Source organism: Zavarzinia sp. CC-PAN008 (genome assembly GCF_051903925.1).
Taxonomy (GTDB): Bacteria; Pseudomonadota; Alphaproteobacteria; order Zavarziniales; family Zavarziniaceae.
On record NZ_CP173678.1, the window covers coordinates 3669509 to 3683020 of the forward strand.

General features: G+C 68.6%; 13 protein-coding genes. 3 read left to right on the top strand and 10 right to left on the bottom strand.

Features of this window, described 5'->3' with window-relative positions:
• Positions 1–9 precede the first annotated feature (9 nt).
• Positions 10–1146 (bottom strand): type III PLP-dependent enzyme, encoded by a 1137-nt coding sequence (locus tag ACI6GS_RS17185; RefSeq protein ID WP_439814681.1) that lies wholly within the window; start codon positions 1144–1146, stop codon positions 10–12.
• Between the two features lie 20 nt (positions 1147–1166).
• Positions 1167–2036, bottom strand: coding sequence for an NAD(P)-dependent oxidoreductase (locus ACI6GS_RS17190; RefSeq protein WP_439814682.1), 870 nt, complete (start codon positions 2034–2036; stop codon positions 1167–1169).
• Positions 2037–2114: 78 nt separating this feature from the next.
• Between ACI6GS_RS17190 and ACI6GS_RS17195 the strand changes: the two genes are divergently transcribed.
• On the top strand, positions 2115–3335 hold the full coding sequence (locus ACI6GS_RS17195; RefSeq protein WP_439814683.1) for a threonine ammonia-lyase: 1221 nt from the start codon (positions 2115–2117) through the stop codon (positions 3333–3335).
• A 119-nt stretch (positions 3336–3454) separates the two neighbouring features.
• Positions 3455–5200, top strand: coding sequence for a methyl-accepting chemotaxis protein (locus ACI6GS_RS17200; protein ID WP_439814684.1), 1746 nt, complete (start codon positions 3455–3457; stop codon positions 5198–5200).
• A gap of 39 nt (positions 5201–5239) precedes the next feature.
• Here the strand turns inward: ACI6GS_RS17200 and ACI6GS_RS17205 are convergent, their stop codons facing one another.
• The 4 genes from ACI6GS_RS17205 to ACI6GS_RS17220 all read right to left on the bottom strand — a co-directional run bounded on the left by ACI6GS_RS17205 (position 5240) and on the right by ACI6GS_RS17220 (position 9233).
• Complete coding sequence (locus tag ACI6GS_RS17205) at positions 5240–6502, bottom strand: multidrug effflux MFS transporter (protein ID WP_439814685.1); 1263 nt, start codon at positions 6500–6502, stop codon at positions 5240–5242.
• Positions 6503–6616: 114 nt separating this feature from the next.
• Complete coding sequence (locus ACI6GS_RS17210) at positions 6617–7237, bottom strand: LysE family translocator (RefSeq protein ID WP_439814686.1); 621 nt, start codon at positions 7235–7237, stop codon at positions 6617–6619.
• Positions 7238–7241: 4 nt separating this feature from the next.
• Positions 7242–7853: a LysE family translocator gene (locus ACI6GS_RS17215; RefSeq protein WP_439814687.1), complete on the bottom strand. Its 612-nt coding sequence runs from the start codon at positions 7851–7853 to the stop codon at positions 7242–7244.
• A gap of 57 nt (positions 7854–7910) precedes the next feature.
• Entirely contained in the window at positions 7911–9233 is a 1323-nt protein-coding gene (locus ACI6GS_RS17220) for an NtaA/DmoA family FMN-dependent monooxygenase (RefSeq protein ID WP_439814688.1), read from the bottom strand.
• A 135-nt stretch (positions 9234–9368) separates the two neighbouring features.
• On the opposite strand from ACI6GS_RS17220, the gene motB reads away from it, so the two are divergent.
• On the top strand, positions 9369–10382 hold the full coding sequence (gene motB / locus ACI6GS_RS17225) for a flagellar motor protein MotB (protein ID WP_439814689.1): 1014 nt from the start codon (positions 9369–9371) through the stop codon (positions 10380–10382).
• Between the two features lie 99 nt (positions 10383–10481).
• Here motB and ACI6GS_RS17230 read toward each other — a convergent pair whose 3' ends face one another.
• Genes ACI6GS_RS17230 through ACI6GS_RS17245 form a run of 4 tightly spaced genes read right to left on the bottom strand, consistent with a single transcriptional unit; the run spans position 10482 to position 13507 of the window.
• Entirely contained in the window at positions 10482–10631 is a 150-nt protein-coding gene (locus tag ACI6GS_RS17230; protein ID WP_439814690.1) for a hypothetical protein, read from the bottom strand.
• A 53-nt stretch (positions 10632–10684) separates the two neighbouring features.
• Entirely contained in the window at positions 10685–11320 is a 636-nt protein-coding gene (locus ACI6GS_RS17235) for a GNAT family N-acetyltransferase (RefSeq protein WP_439814691.1), read from the bottom strand.
• Entirely contained in the window at positions 11317–12234 is a 918-nt protein-coding gene (locus ACI6GS_RS17240; RefSeq protein ID WP_439814692.1) for a hypothetical protein, read from the bottom strand. The genes ACI6GS_RS17235 and ACI6GS_RS17240 overlap by 4 nt, the downstream gene beginning before the upstream one ends.
• Positions 12221–13507 carry an NAD(P)/FAD-dependent oxidoreductase gene (locus ACI6GS_RS17245; protein ID WP_439814693.1) on the bottom strand — a complete coding sequence of 429 codons (1287 nt, stop codon included), beginning with the start codon at positions 13505–13507 and terminating at the stop codon, positions 12221–12223. The genes ACI6GS_RS17240 and ACI6GS_RS17245 overlap by 14 nt, the downstream gene beginning before the upstream one ends.
• Positions 13508–13512: the final 5 nt, after the last annotated feature.

Below are 13512 nucleotides of genomic sequence, written 5' to 3' on the forward strand. Positions count from 1 at the left end.
CGTAACGCCTCAGATCCCGCCGCCGACCTCGACCACGGTATCGCAGTAGAAGCCGTTGAAGTGGGAGGCCAGCGCATTGGAGTACGCGCCGACCTGGCCGATCGCGATCCAGTCGCCTTCGTCCACGTCGTCGGGCAGGACGAACGGCTCCGGCAGGACGTCGGCCGAATCGCAGGTCGGACCGAAAATGCGGAACGGAATGGGCTCGCCCTCCCCGTCCCTCCGGCGACGGATCAGGCGCACCGGCGGGGTCAGCTTGCCCACGTTGAGTTCCGACAGGGAGCCGAAGACCCCGTCGTTGACATAGAGGCTGTTGCCACGGCGCAGGTGAACCTGAACCACCAGCACGGCCGCCTCCACCACCAGCGCGCGGCCCGGCTCGCAATAGAGTTCGCAATCCGCCCGGACGTTGAGCCTGGCAGCACCCTTGCGGATCGCGTCGAAGAAATCGGCCAGGGGCGGGATCTGCGTGCCACGATAATGCGCCGGAAAGCCGCCGCCGACATTGACATAGCGCGGCTGCACACCGGCCGCCTCGATCACCCGGCCGACTTCCGCCAAAGCCAGGGTATAGGCCTCCGGCGTGCGGCACTGGCTGCCGACATGGAACGAGATGGCAGGCTCCAGCCCCGCAGCCTTGACTTGGCGCAAAAGCTGAACGGCCTCAGCCTCCTTCGCGCCGAACTTCAGGGACAGGTCGAACGCGGCATAGCCGCTGGCGGTGGCCAGCCGCACCTGGACCGTTGCACCGGGGCCGGTTTCCGCGACCAGCTTCTCAAGCTCCTCGGGGCTGTCGACGACATAGTCCTCGATCCCATAGACGTCATGCGCCGCCTGGATCGCCGTGCGGCTCTTCACCGGATGGTTGAAGCAGCAATGCGCCTCGGGCAGCAGCTCCTTCACCAGCGCGATCTCCGGCAGGGACGCGGTATCGAAGGAACGGATGCCCCCCTGCCAAAGTCCATTGAGAACAAGCGGATGCGGGTTGCACTTGACCGCATACAGGACCTTGCCCGGAAAGCCCTTGTCAAAGCGCTGGGCTGTCCTGGCCAGGACGTCGGGCAGGATGCACAGCACGGGGTAGCTGGGGTCCAGGGCCTCCACCATGCGGTCGACGCTTTCGAACCGGTTCCTGCCACTGCGCATGGCCTACCCTCCCTCCGGACCTACCGGCGCAGGCGCGCGATGAGACTGGATGTGTCCCACCGGCTGCCGCCCATCTTCTGCACCTCGGCATAGAACTGGTCGACCAGGGCGGTGACCGGCACGCTGACGCCGATGCGGCGCGCCTCGTCCTGGACGATGCCCAGGTCCTTGCGCATCCAGTCGACGGCGAAACCGAAGTCGAACTTGCCGTCGATCATCGTGTTGCCGCGATTCTCCATCTGCCAGGACTGGGCGGCCCCCTTGGAGATGACCTCCACGACCGCCTTGGCATCCAGGCCGGCTGCCATGGCGAAGTTCAAGCCTTCGCCCAGCGCCTGGACCAGGCCCGCAATGCAGATCTGGTTGACCATCTTGGTAAGCTGCCCCGCACCGGCCGGGCCCAGCAGGCGGACGGACCGGGCAAATGCCTTGATCACCGGCTCCGCCCGGTCGTAGGGCGCCTGCTCTCCCCCCACCATCACGGTCAGGACGCCGTTCTGCGCCCCCGCCTGGCCGCCGGAGACGGGGGCGTCCAGCGACTCGAACCCGGCCGCCTTGGCCGCGGCGGCAAGCTCCCGCGCGATGCCGGCCGATGCGGTCGTGTGGTCGACGAAGACCGTGCCGGGCGCCATCGCCTGGAAGGCGCCGTCGGGCCCCAGCGTCACCTGGCGCAGGTCGTCGTCATTGCCGACACAGGCAAAGACAATCTCGGCACCCTGCGCAGCCTGGGCCGGGGTCGGGGCCGAGGCATGGCCGTGCTCGGCCACCCAGGCCGCCGACTTGGCGCCTGAGCGGTTATAGACCGTCACCTGGTGGCCCGCCTTGGCCAGATGCCCGGCCATGGGATAGCCCATGACGCCCAGTCCGATGAAGGCCACCTTTACCGACATGAAAACGTCCTTCCGACTTGCTCAATACTTCAGGTCTGCGCCGTGGTGTGCGGTGCGGGACTTTGCCATAGTCGGAGGATGACAGTCTCCCTTGACGACATCCGCCGTGCGGCAGACCTGATCCGGGGTCAGGTCGTGCGCACGCCCTCGGCGCATTCGCGCACCCTGTCGCGCATCACCGGGGCCGAGCTGTGGATCAAGTTCGAGAACCTGCAGTTCACGGCCAGCTTCAAGGACCGCGGTGCCCTGGTGAAGCTGTCCAGCCTGACGGCAGAGGAGCGGGCCCGCGGCGTCATCGCGATGTCGGCCGGCAACCATGCCCAGGGCGTGGCCTATCACGCGAACCGGCTGGGCATCCCGGCAACCATCGTGATGCCGGCGACAGCACCCCATGTGAAGGTGCGACAGACCGAGGAGCACGGCGCCCGCGTCGTGCTGGAGGGCGACACGCTGGCGGAGGCGGAGGCCGTCGCCCGCCGCCTGGTGGCGGAACAGGACCTGGTCCTGATCCACCCTTATGACGATCCCCACATCATCGCAGGCCAGGGCACGATCGGCCTTGAGGTGCTGGGCGACCATCCCGAGCTGGACGTCCTGGTGGTCCCCGTGGGCGGCGGCGGCCTGATTGCCGGCATCGCCATCGCGGCCAAGGCGCTGAAGCCGGGGATCGAGGTGATCGGCGTCGAGACCCAGCTCTATCCCTCGATGTACGCAGCGCTGCGGGGCGAACCGGACGCCTGCGGCGGCAACACGATCGCCGAGGGCATCGCCGTCAAGAACGTGGGCAAGCTGACGCTGGAAATCGCGCGCGAGCTGGTCGACGACGTGGTGCTGGTCAGCGAGGCGGACCTGGAACGGGCGGTCGGCCTGTTCCTGGGCGTGGAGAAGACGGTGGCAGAGGGGGCGGGCGCCGCCGGCCTGGCCGCCGTCCTGGCCAATCCGGAACGCTATCGCGGCCGCCGCGTCGGCACCGTGCTGTGCGGCGGCAATATCGACGCGCGCCTGCTGGCCTCCGTCATCACGCGCAACCTGGCGCGAGAGGGGCGCATTGCCGGCCTGAGAGTCAAGATCAGCGACCAGCCCGGCACCCTGGCGAAGGTGGCCGGGATCATCGGCGCCGCCGGCGGCAACATCCTGGAGGTCTCGCATCAGCGCCTGTTCCTGGACGTGCCCGTGAAGAACGCCGACCTGGATTTGGTGATCGAGACGCGCGATCCCGCCCACCTGGACCGCATCGTCCAGAACCTGGCCGCCGCCGGCTATACGGTGCGACGGCTGAACGCCTATCGCGAAGCCTGAGGATTGGACCGTGCATACTGAGTACCGTTAATGCGCCCTTAATCGCCTCAAGGTAGTACAGACCCAGGAGAGGCGCCCGCGTGGTGTGCAGGGCAACGGGTCGATGGGGAGAGGCACGCATGACGGTGAAGCAACGGCTGGTCCTGCTGGGCTGCCTCACTCTGATCCTGGTCGCGGCACTGGTGGCGGGCATGGCCTGGATGACCAGCCGGGCGATCGACAGCACGCGTGAGAGCCGGGCCGACACTGCGGACCTGGTGCACATGCTGGCGGCACGCAATGCCGTGGGCCAGGCCGTGCTGGGCGCCATGGACACGATCGTCGACCGGGGCGACCGTGACATCGCGGCCGAGCGCCAGGCCGAGATCAATGCCGGGCTTGTCGAGGTGGAACGGGCAAGCACCCTGCCCGGCCATGCACCGGCATTCTCCAACGCACTGCGCGATGGCGCCGCCAATCTGCGACGGCTGATCGAAACGGACCTCTACGGCGCCGTCCGCAATGGCGCGTCGGATGCGGATTTCGACCGGCTGGATGACCTCATCGATGGCCAGGGCGGTGACCTGACGACCGTGATCGACCGCGAGATCGCCGAGCGCGATGCCCGCACCCAGGCCTCTGCCGCGGCGCTGACCGCCGACCTGGATCAGACCCGCATCATCGCCTGGACCGGCGGCGGCATCGGCCTTGTCCTGATCCTGGGCCTGGTCGCGCTGACCGGACGCAGCATCCTGGGCCCGCTGTCGGCCTTGCGCGCAGCAATGGAGCGGCTTGCCCAGGGCGATACCGACGCGGTCGTGCCGCGGACCGAGGCGCAGGACGAACTGGGCGCCATGGCGCGCACCGTCGCGGTGTTTCGCGAGAATGCCATTGCCCGCGCCCGCCTGGAGGCCGAAGCCGAGATTGCGCGCGCGGATGCTGCGGCCCGTGCCCAGGCCGAGTCGGAGCGCCAGCAGCGCGAGGCGATTGCCGCTGCCGCGGCAGAGGCGGAGCAGGAGCGCCGTGCCTCGGCCGAGCGGATGGCCGAGCGCGTCCGCCTGGCGGGCGAGTTCGAGGCGCGGATCGGCCAGCTGGTCCAGTCCCTGACCCAGGCGGCAGGCAATCTGACGCGCAGCGCCCAGTCGGTCGCCGAGCAGACCGAGATCACCACGGGCGAAGTCAATGAGGTTGGCCAGGGATCCGAGCGGGCGCTGCTGCATGTCGATGGCGCAGCCGCGGCGGCCGAAGAGCTCTCCGCCTCGGTCACGGAGATTTCGCGGCGCGTCGCGCAGTCGGCGACGGTCGCCGGCAACGCCGTCCGCCAGGCGGGCGAGACGGACACCATGGTGCAAGGCCTGTCCAACGCCGCCCACCGGATCGAGGAGGTCGTCCAGCTGATCAACTCCATCGCCGGGCAGACCAACCTGCTGGCGCTGAATGCCACGATCGAGGCCGCACGGGCGGGCGAAGCAGGCAAGGGCTTTGCCGTCGTGGCAAGCGAGGTCAAGTCGCTGGCCAACCAGACGGCGCGGGCGACCGACGACATCGCCGCCCAGGTCAACGCGATCCAGGCCGCCACGGCGGACGCCGTGCGCGCGATTGCCGAGATCACCCGCACCATCGGCGCCATCGACCAGGACACCGCCGCGATCGCCGCCGCGGTCGAGGAACAGGGCAGTGCCACGGCCGAGATCGCCCACAATGTCAGCGACACCGCGCAGATCACCCGCGGGTTGAAGGCCAATGTCGACCGGCTTCAGGATACCGCCGCGCGAACCGGCGTGGTGACCGGCGAGATGCAGGTGGCGACCAGCGTGCTCAATGGCGACACCACCCGCCTGCAGGAGGAGGTTCGCGCGTTCGTCAGCAGGCTGCGCGCCGCCTGAGCGGGCGCAGCCGGAGCGGGCACAAGCCGCCCCCGGCACTCAGGCCGGATCGGGATGCTGGGGGCGGAACAGCCGGCCGCGCTCGGTCCACAGGATGACCAGGACGGCGGCACCGCCCAGCAGGAAGTAGCCCAGCGCCAGCGGCAGCACGGTCCCGTCATAGGACTGGCCGATCGACGTCCCGACGATCACCGCCAGCACGGTGGTAAAGGTGCCGATGAACGAAGAGGCAGTGCCTGCGATGGCGCCCAGCGGCTCCATCGCCATGGCGTTGAAGTTGGGCATGGTCATGCTGAACAGGAACTGCGCCAGCGACAGCAGGCCGACGAAGAGCCAGAGCGGCGGCACACCGTCGAAGAGCAACGCCAGCGCGACATGCAGGCCCGACACCGCGGTGAAGCCCAGGATCGCGCCATGGCTCAGTCGACGCGTGCCCAGGCGACGCACCAGCCGCGAATTGACCAGGGAGGCGATCCCCATCACGCCGGCGACCACGCCGAACGCGACCGGGAACAGCGCGCCCAGCTTGTACACCCCGGCCTCGCTGCCCAGGATCTGCTCGGCGGAACCGATATAGGCCATGAGGCAGCCCATCATCAGGCCCATCGCCACCGAATACCCGAACGATGCGCGGGTCGTGATCGAGAGCGCGATGCCGCTGCCGATCCGCGCGAACGAGAACGGATGACGGTACTCGGGGTGCAGCGTCTCGGGCATGCGCAGCCAGAACCAGGCCAGGACCACCAGGCCCAGCAGCAGCATGGCGATGAAGATCACATGCCATGAGCCCAGCAGCAGCAAAAGGCTGCCGACCGCAGGCGCGAATACCGGCACCAGGATGAAGACCATCATGGTCAGCGACATCACCCGCGCCATCTCGCGCCCGGCAAAGCGGTCGCGCACGATGGTGACGACCAGGACGCGGGCCGCGGCACTGCCGATGCCCTGGATCACGCGCGCCACCAGCAGCATGGCGAAACTGTCCGCCAGGATCGCGACGATGCTGCCCACGGAGTAGATCAGCAGTCCGGTCAGCAGCACGGGCCGCCGGCCGATCACGTCGGCCAGGGGGCCATACACGATCTGCGTGACGGCAAACGCCGCCATGTAGGCATAGACGATGAACTGCAACTGGTTGGCGTCGGCGATTGCGAAATCCGCACCGATCGGACCGAAGGCAGGCAGCAGGTTGTCGATGGAAAAGGCACCCATGCCCATCAGCAGCGCCATCAGCGCCACGAACTCGACAAAGCCGGGCCGGGTCGCCGGGCGGGCTGCTGGGCCAGAGGAGACAGAGGTCACAGGCGTACTTTCAGGACAGGGGGAGTGGCGAACCGCAGCCGTGCCCCAGGAAACGCGGCGGGACGGCGCCGGTTCACGCCCGCGGCAGGCAGGCAGGCATGCGCTGGCCGCTCATCAGGCCGGGCTGCGCTTCAGCGCCGTCAGGACCCCGGCGCCGAACAGGGCAACGGCGCCGCCACGGTTGAACCAGCGCAGGAAGCGGGGCGAGGCCAGCCGCTCGCGGAAGCGGCCGGCCAGCAGCACATAGGCCGCCGTGGCCAGCCCGGCCAGCGTCACCATCGTGACGCCCAGCACCAGCATCTGGGGCACCGCGGGCACGGATGGCGACAGGAACTGCGGCATGAACGCGACATAGAAGATGATGCTCTTGGGGTTCAGCGCGGTGACGACAAACGCCTGCACCATCATGCGGCGTCCAGGCACGCCGTGCTCGACCGCGATCTGCTGCTCCGCGACCGGCGCCCGCCAGGACTGGATCGCCATCCAGATCAGGTAGGCCGCCCCCGCCAGCTTCAGGATCGTGAACAGCGTGGCCGAGGTCGCCAGGATGGCGCCGACGCCCAGGAAGCTCATCGTCATGGCGAAGGCGTCGCCCGCCATGACGCCCGGCACCACCCAGAGCGCGCGGCGCCCCCGGTTCAGGTCATGGCCCACGGCCAGAAGTGTCGTCGGCCCCGGCGTCAGGATCAGCGCCAGCGCCGCCGCGACAAAGGTCAGGTAGACGGTCAGGGTCATCGGCTCAGCTTGCGGCGACGGCGGCCCCGGCGCCGATCAAGGCGGCCCCGGCACTGCGGTTGAGGATGCGCACGGCCCGGGCATTGACCAGCAGGCGGCGAACCCTGACCGCCGCGAAGGCATAGGTCCAGGTCACGACCAGCAGGACCAGGATCGTTGCGATCGCCAGTTCGAAGGCCGCCAGGGCCGTCGGGTGACTGGTATCGACGATGGTCGGCAGCAGCGCGAGGTAGAAGGCCATCGCCTTGGGATTGCCCAGCGACAGGGTCAGCCCGGACAGGAAGCTGCGCCAGGGCGCTTCCCTCAGCACCGGCGTGTCGGCGATCGCGTGCGCCGGCGCACGCCACAACTGCCAGCCCAGCCAGGCGAGATAGAGGCCGCCCAGGACCTTGACCACCATGAACAGCTCGCCCATCTGGCTGGCCAGCAGGGCCAGGCCGAACAGCGATGCCATCAGGTAGATCAGGTCGCTGACGATCAGCCCAAGCGACATCATCAGCCCGGCGTTCAGGCCAAAGCCCAGCGTTCGGGCGACGATGCCCACCACGCCGGGACCCGGCGACGCCGCCGCCAGTCCCAAAGCCAGCGCATAGATGATCACGGATTCGAGCGACATCCCCAGACCCTGCAAAGACAGGACAATGGACCGCCGCCGAACTTTCTACGGATCGGTTCAGAATTCGAGAAGATTGTCCCTGAACTGCTCGAACGCATAGCTGCTGCGCACCAGGCGCCGCTTCTGCAACGCCGGCACCAGGCCGTCCGCGATATCGGCAACCGAACGCCGGCTGGTGTCCGGCTGGGTGATCAGGAAGCCGTCGCCACCTGCCTCCGCCATGATCTCGCCCATGCGGTCCGCCACCTGCTCCGGTGTGCCGACCAGGCGGATAGAACGGCCGCCTCCGTCAAAGCCGGCCATCGCCTCGCGCAGGGTGCGGTCGCCGGCAAAGCGGCGAAACTCGTCCAGGCTGGCCTGGTGGCCATTGGTGCGCAGGTCCAGCTGGCTGACCGGCGTGTCGCGGTCCAGCGCGCCAAAGTCGATGTTGGTGATCTTGCCAAAGAAGGCCAGCTGAACGTCGACCTGGGCGGCGCGTCGCTCCAGCCGCTCCTGCTCCAGGCGCAGCGCCTCCGTCTCGGACCCCGCGACGATGGGGGTTACCAGGAAGAGCAGCTTGCACGAGGCGGGATCGCGGCCATGGCCCTTCAGCCGGCGACGCACGTCGTCGCGATAGGCCCTCATACCCTCGACCCCCTTGGCACTGGCCACGATGGTGTCGGCGTGCGCGGCGGCAAAGGCCCTGCCCCGGTCCGACCCGCCGGCCTGCGCGATGACCGGACGCCCCTGTGGGCAAGGTCCGGCATTCAGGGGGCCGCGGGACTTGAAGTATTTCCCGGCGAAGTCGATCGCCTTGACCTTGTCGGGATCGACCAGGACGCCGGTCTCGCGGTCGGCCACCATGGCGCCCGGCTGCCAGCCGTCCCACAGGCCATAGACCACCTCCATGAACTCCTCCGCCATCTCGTAGCGCAGGTCATGCTCGGGCATGCCGTCCAGGCCGAAATTGCGCGCAGCAAAGTCCGAGGAGCCGGTGACCATGTTCCAGCCGATGCGCCCGGCCGAAACCTGGTCCAGTGTCGCCACCAGGCGCGCCAGCAGATAGGGCGGATAGGCGAAGGTGGCAAAGGTCGGCACGATGCCGATCCGGCTGGTGGCATTCGCCATCAGCGTGGCGATCACGGACGGATCCTGCCGCGGCACCGCGATGCCGTTCCTGAGATAGATGTCGCGACGACCCTGGAAGCTTTCGCCGATATAGGAGCTGTCCTCGATCAGGACATAGTCGAAGCACGCCCGTTCCAGCGCGCGTCCCAGATCGATGAACAGGTCCGGCTTCATCCACTCCTGGCCGATGTTTCCGGTCCAGTCCTGGTTCCAGGCCTGGACGCTGGAGCCCTGGAGAAACCAGCCGAGATGGAACCGCCGATCCTGCGTCATGCTTTCATCGCCCCCAGATGACGGAGTCGACTCCGCCTCAACCGCTAAGTCGATGTTAACCAACCCCGCCCCATCCTGCACAAGGACGCGAAGGGCCAGCCCCCGTGTCGCATCGGCGCAGGCAGCGGAACGGTCATGGCAGCGGCCAACGACGCAAGACCCATCATCGTCAAGAAGGTCAAGAAGATCGCGGGCGGTCACCATGGTGGCGCCTGGAAGGTGGCCTATGCCGACTTCGTGACCGCGATGATGGCCTTCTTCCTGCTGCTGTGGCTGCTGAACGCGACGACGGAGGAACAGCGCAACGGCATCGCCAACTATTTCGCGCCGGCAGCACCCACCGCCTCGCCCTCGGGCTCCGGCGGGGTCGGCGGCGGCCAGTCGATCAGCCAGGAAGGCTCCAACAACGCCGGCGGCCAGCCCGTCGTCGTGATGGCCCTGGCGCCCGAGACGCCGGCCGAGAGCGGCGAGGAAGCGACCGGCGAGCAGAACACGGGCCAGGCGAGCTCTGGCGAGAATTCATCCGCCGTCGCGACGCCAGCACCTGGCGACGCAAATGCGTTGAGCGACGAGCAGCTCCAGATGGAAATGGCCAAGCGCGAGCAGGCGCGCTTCGAGGCCGCGGCCCAGCAGATCCGCCAGGCCATCCAGGACATGCCTGAACTGGCCGCGATCTCGAACCAGATCGCCGTCGACGTGACGCCGGAGGGCATGCGCATCCAGCTGGTCGACAACGAGCGGTCGTCGATGTTCCAGTCGGGCAAGGCCGTGATGTCTGGCGCCACGCGGGCCCTGATGGACAAGGTCGCCGCCATCGTGAACCGCCTGCCTAACCGCATCTCGATCGCAGGCCACACCGACAGCTCGCCCTATCGCACGGACGCCGGATACTCCAACTGGGAGCTGAGCGCCGACCGCGCCAACGCGACGCGGCGCGAGCTGCTGTCCGCTGGCGTGCCGTCGAACCGGATCTACCAGGTTACGGGCAAGGCCGACTCCGAGCCGCTGCTGCCCGACAGCCCCCGCGACCCCAGCAACCGCCGGATCTCGATTGTCCTCCTGCGGGAGGCGCCGGTCGCACCGCCGGCCCCTGCCCAGGAGACGGGTCCGGCCCCCGGGGTCGGCGCCGCGCCGCCCGTGCCGCGCTAGAGCGTTTTGAAGTCAGGTGGATTCACCTGACGACTCGCAAAACGCGGCAAATCAATAATTTAGAGCGAACTGCGTGAACGGAAGCGAACGCAACTCGCTCTAGGAGCCGAACGTTCCGTCGGTGTTCTGGGTGAACTGCGCCTCCGCTTCCGCCATCGGAATCCGGCTGACCAACGGGCACTCCCAGACCTCCAGCCCGATCGCGGCAGAGCGCTCGATTGGCAGATCCGGCCCGGTCTCGTCTTCCATGCTCGCGGCTTTCGGTTGTTCCGTCCCGAGATTAGTCAGGGGGCGTGGCACGTTCAATTGCCGGTGCAGCCTGCGACATCGTGAAAGCGCAGCAGGATGACGCGGTCGTGGATCACCTTCGGCACCGGGCGGAAACCATGGGCGAGGTAGAAGCCCCGAACCTCATGGTCGATGGCCAGGACCAGCATGGCCAAGGCTCCCTGCCCTGCGCCAAGCGTCGCAGCCTCGGCAATCGCATGGCGCAGCAGCCGGGCACCCAGGCCCTGGCCTTGGCCGCTTCGCGCCACCGCCAACTGGTTGAGCCAGACGACCGGAATCGCGGGCCCGCCCCCCCTGCCCACGTCGGCGGCCTGCACGATCCCCGTCCCCAGGCCATAGAAGCCGAGCGGCCGGCCATCCTGAACCACGCGGTATGGCCGCCTGATATGGCCGTTCTCCTCAGTCGCTCCTTTGGCGCAGGCCTTGGCATGGGCCTTGTCCAGCACCGGCACGCCGCAGGTGAAGCCGTCCGGGTCGGTCCCCGCGCGGAGCGGCTGTGGCCCGTCCGGCCCCGCCCAGGGCGGTGTCGCCAGGAACCGGCGAAGGGCGTCCGGCGGCGGCAGGGGCGCGCGGAGCAGCGCCTGAAACAGCAGCCAGCCAGGCCGCGCCAGCGACAGGACGCGATTGGGGGGCACGGCCGGCTGGGTCACGACGCGTCCGCGAAGTGGTCGCCGATCCGGCGTGCCTCATGCTCCAGCACGTCGAAGCCCCAGGCGCGCTGCGCGCGATACATGTCCATGTGCCGCAGGGCACCCGTGACCTGACGGAACAGGGCCTGCTGCAGGCCCAGCGGCGCCACGAACTGGTTGCGGTAGCACTGCGCGAACAGCGTCGAAAAGGCCTCTCGACCGGAAAGGCGATGCTGCCCCGGCGCAGCGCCCGTCTCCGCACGATCCAGGATGTAGATGCGGCGCAAGGGGTGCGGCCCGCCCTTGACTGCAACCTGAAGAGGCAGCTGGTACTTGGCCAGGCTGTCGTGCACCGGCTCCAGCGTCGCGGGGTCGTGCCCCAGGGACAGGGCAGCATCCGCCCACAGCTTGATTCGCGGCAGCCCTGGCCAGGCCCAGGGCCGGCCGTCGGCATCGAAGGAGATGACGCAGACGTCGTCGCACAGGATGGGATAGCCGCTGCGCTGGAAATGGGCAGCGAGCGTCGACTTGCCGGCGCCCGACGGCCCGGCGAAAGCGATGGCCTGTCCTGCGGCCACGATCGCATTGGCGTGCAGCGGCAGCAGTCCGCGGAGATAGCACAACGCCCCCAGGGCAGAGCCGAGCAGGTGCAGACGCAGGTTGCGCCATGAAACCCCCGGCACCGGGGTTACCACGATCGCCCCACGCGTGATCAGGAAGTGGCCCAGGCCCTCAAGGGCAAAGGCAGCGCCCCGCCCTGCCGGTGCAAAGCGGACGCTGGCGCAGGGTGCCGCGGGCGCCAGGCTGACGGTCACGTCCGCGGCGGCATCCGAGTGCTCTGCCGCTTCGGCAATCTCAGGCAGTTCCAGGTCCGCCTGGATCACCAGCCCGAAACAGCGATAGCGCCAGTAACCCTCGACCTCAGATGGGGGCAAGGTCGCGCATCCGGGAATAGAGCGTCGCGGCGACCAGCAGCGGCATGCGCAGGGCACGGCCGCCGGGAAAGTTCCGGTGGGGAATGCGGGCAAAGACGTCGAAGCGCTCGGCCGTGCCGGCGATCGCCTCGGCCACCAGCTTGCCGCCCAGGTTGGCTAGCGCGATGCCGTGTCCGGAATAGCCTTGCGCGAAATAGACGTTGGGTGCCGCCCGGCCGAAATGCGGCAGACGGTTCATGGTGATGGCGACAAGTCCGCCCCAGACCGAGTGCACGCGCACGTCGCGCAGGCTGGGGAAGGTGTTCAGCATGCGCCGCCGCATGGACCGCGCCAGGCTCAGCGGCTCCGCCGTCGAGTAGGACACGCGTCCGCCAAACAGCATCCGCCAGTCCGCCGACAGGCGGAAATAGTCAAGCACGAAATTGGTGTCCGAAATGCAGACGTTCGACGGCAGCAGGTCTAGCGCCCGCTCCTGCCCCAGCGGCTCCGTCGCCAGGACATAGGTGCCGACCGGCATGACCTTGGGCCGGATACCGGGGTCCAGGCGGTCCAGATAGGCATTGCCGGCCAGCAGTGCATGGCGCGCGCGGACCACGCCGCCCGCCGTGCGCAGCGTCACCACCGGTCCCGCCTCGACCCCGGTCACGCGGCTGTGCTCGAACACCCGGGCGCCCGCGGCCTCGGCGGCGGCGGCAAGGCCGAGGGCGAGGTTCAGGGGGTGCAGGTGGCCGCTCAGGCTGTCGTACCAGCCGCCATGGAACCGCTCCGTCCGCACATGGGCCGCCAGCGCGTGGCGGTCGAGCATGGTTCGGCCCTGATGGTCATAGCGGGTCGCCAGAAGTTCGGCCTCCGCCCTCAGCCCCGCGAGGTGGCCGCGACTGGTCGCCGCAAGGACCGCGCCGGGATGGAAGTCGCACGCAATCGCATGGCGCGCGATCCGCTCGCGGACCAATGTCACCGCCTCGACCGACATGTCCCACAGCGCCCGCGCATCGGCGCGGCCGACCAGGGCCTCCACCTTGCCCATGCCGGGATTGAGGCCGTCCAGCATCTGGCCGCCATTGCGCCCCGATGCGCCCCAGCCGGCGCGCTCGGCCTCGAGCACGGCGACGGAATAACCGCGCTGCGCCAGTTCAAGCGCCGCGGAGAGACCCGTATAGCCGCCGCCGACGATGCCGACATCGACGTCGAGCGCCTCCTGAAGGCTCGGCCGGCCACAGACACCGACGGCAGAGTCGGTATAGTATGATGGCGTGTAGGCGGACATGCTCATGCTCT

Excerpts from the sequence above, each read along its gene's own strand:
- ACI6GS_RS17200 (WP_439814684.1), top strand. The coding sequence starts at position 3,455 with ATGACGGTGAAGCAACGGCTGGTCCTGCTGGGCTGCCTCACTCTGATC.
- ACI6GS_RS17195 (WP_439814683.1), top strand. The coding sequence starts at position 2,115 with ATGACAGTCTCCCTTGACGACATCCGCCGTGCGGCAGACCTGATCCGG.
- ACI6GS_RS17215 (WP_439814687.1), bottom strand. The coding sequence starts at position 7,853 with ATGTCGCTCGAATCCGTGATCATCTATGCGCTGGCTTTGGGACTGGCG.
- ACI6GS_RS17190 (WP_439814682.1), bottom strand. The coding sequence starts at position 2,036 with ATGTCGGTAAAGGTGGCCTTCATCGGACTGGGCGTCATGGGCTATCCC.
- ACI6GS_RS17220 (WP_439814688.1), bottom strand. The coding sequence starts at position 9,233 with ATGACGCAGGATCGGCGGTTCCATCTCGGCTGGTTTCTCCAGGGCTCC.
- ACI6GS_RS17230 (WP_439814690.1), bottom strand. The coding sequence starts at position 10,631 with ATGGAAGACGAGACCGGGCCGGATCTGCCAATCGAGCGCTCTGCCGCG.
- motB (WP_439814689.1), top strand. The coding sequence starts at position 9,369 with ATGGCAGCGGCCAACGACGCAAGACCCATCATCGTCAAGAAGGTCAAG.
- ACI6GS_RS17245 (WP_439814693.1), bottom strand. The coding sequence starts at position 13,507 with ATGAGCATGTCCGCCTACACGCCATCATACTATACCGACTCTGCCGTC.
- ACI6GS_RS17210 (WP_439814686.1), bottom strand. The coding sequence starts at position 7,237 with ATGACCCTGACCGTCTACCTGACCTTTGTCGCGGCGGCGCTGGCGCTG.
- ACI6GS_RS17185 (WP_439814681.1), bottom strand. The coding sequence starts at position 1,146 with ATGCGCAGTGGCAGGAACCGGTTCGAAAGCGTCGACCGCATGGTGGAG.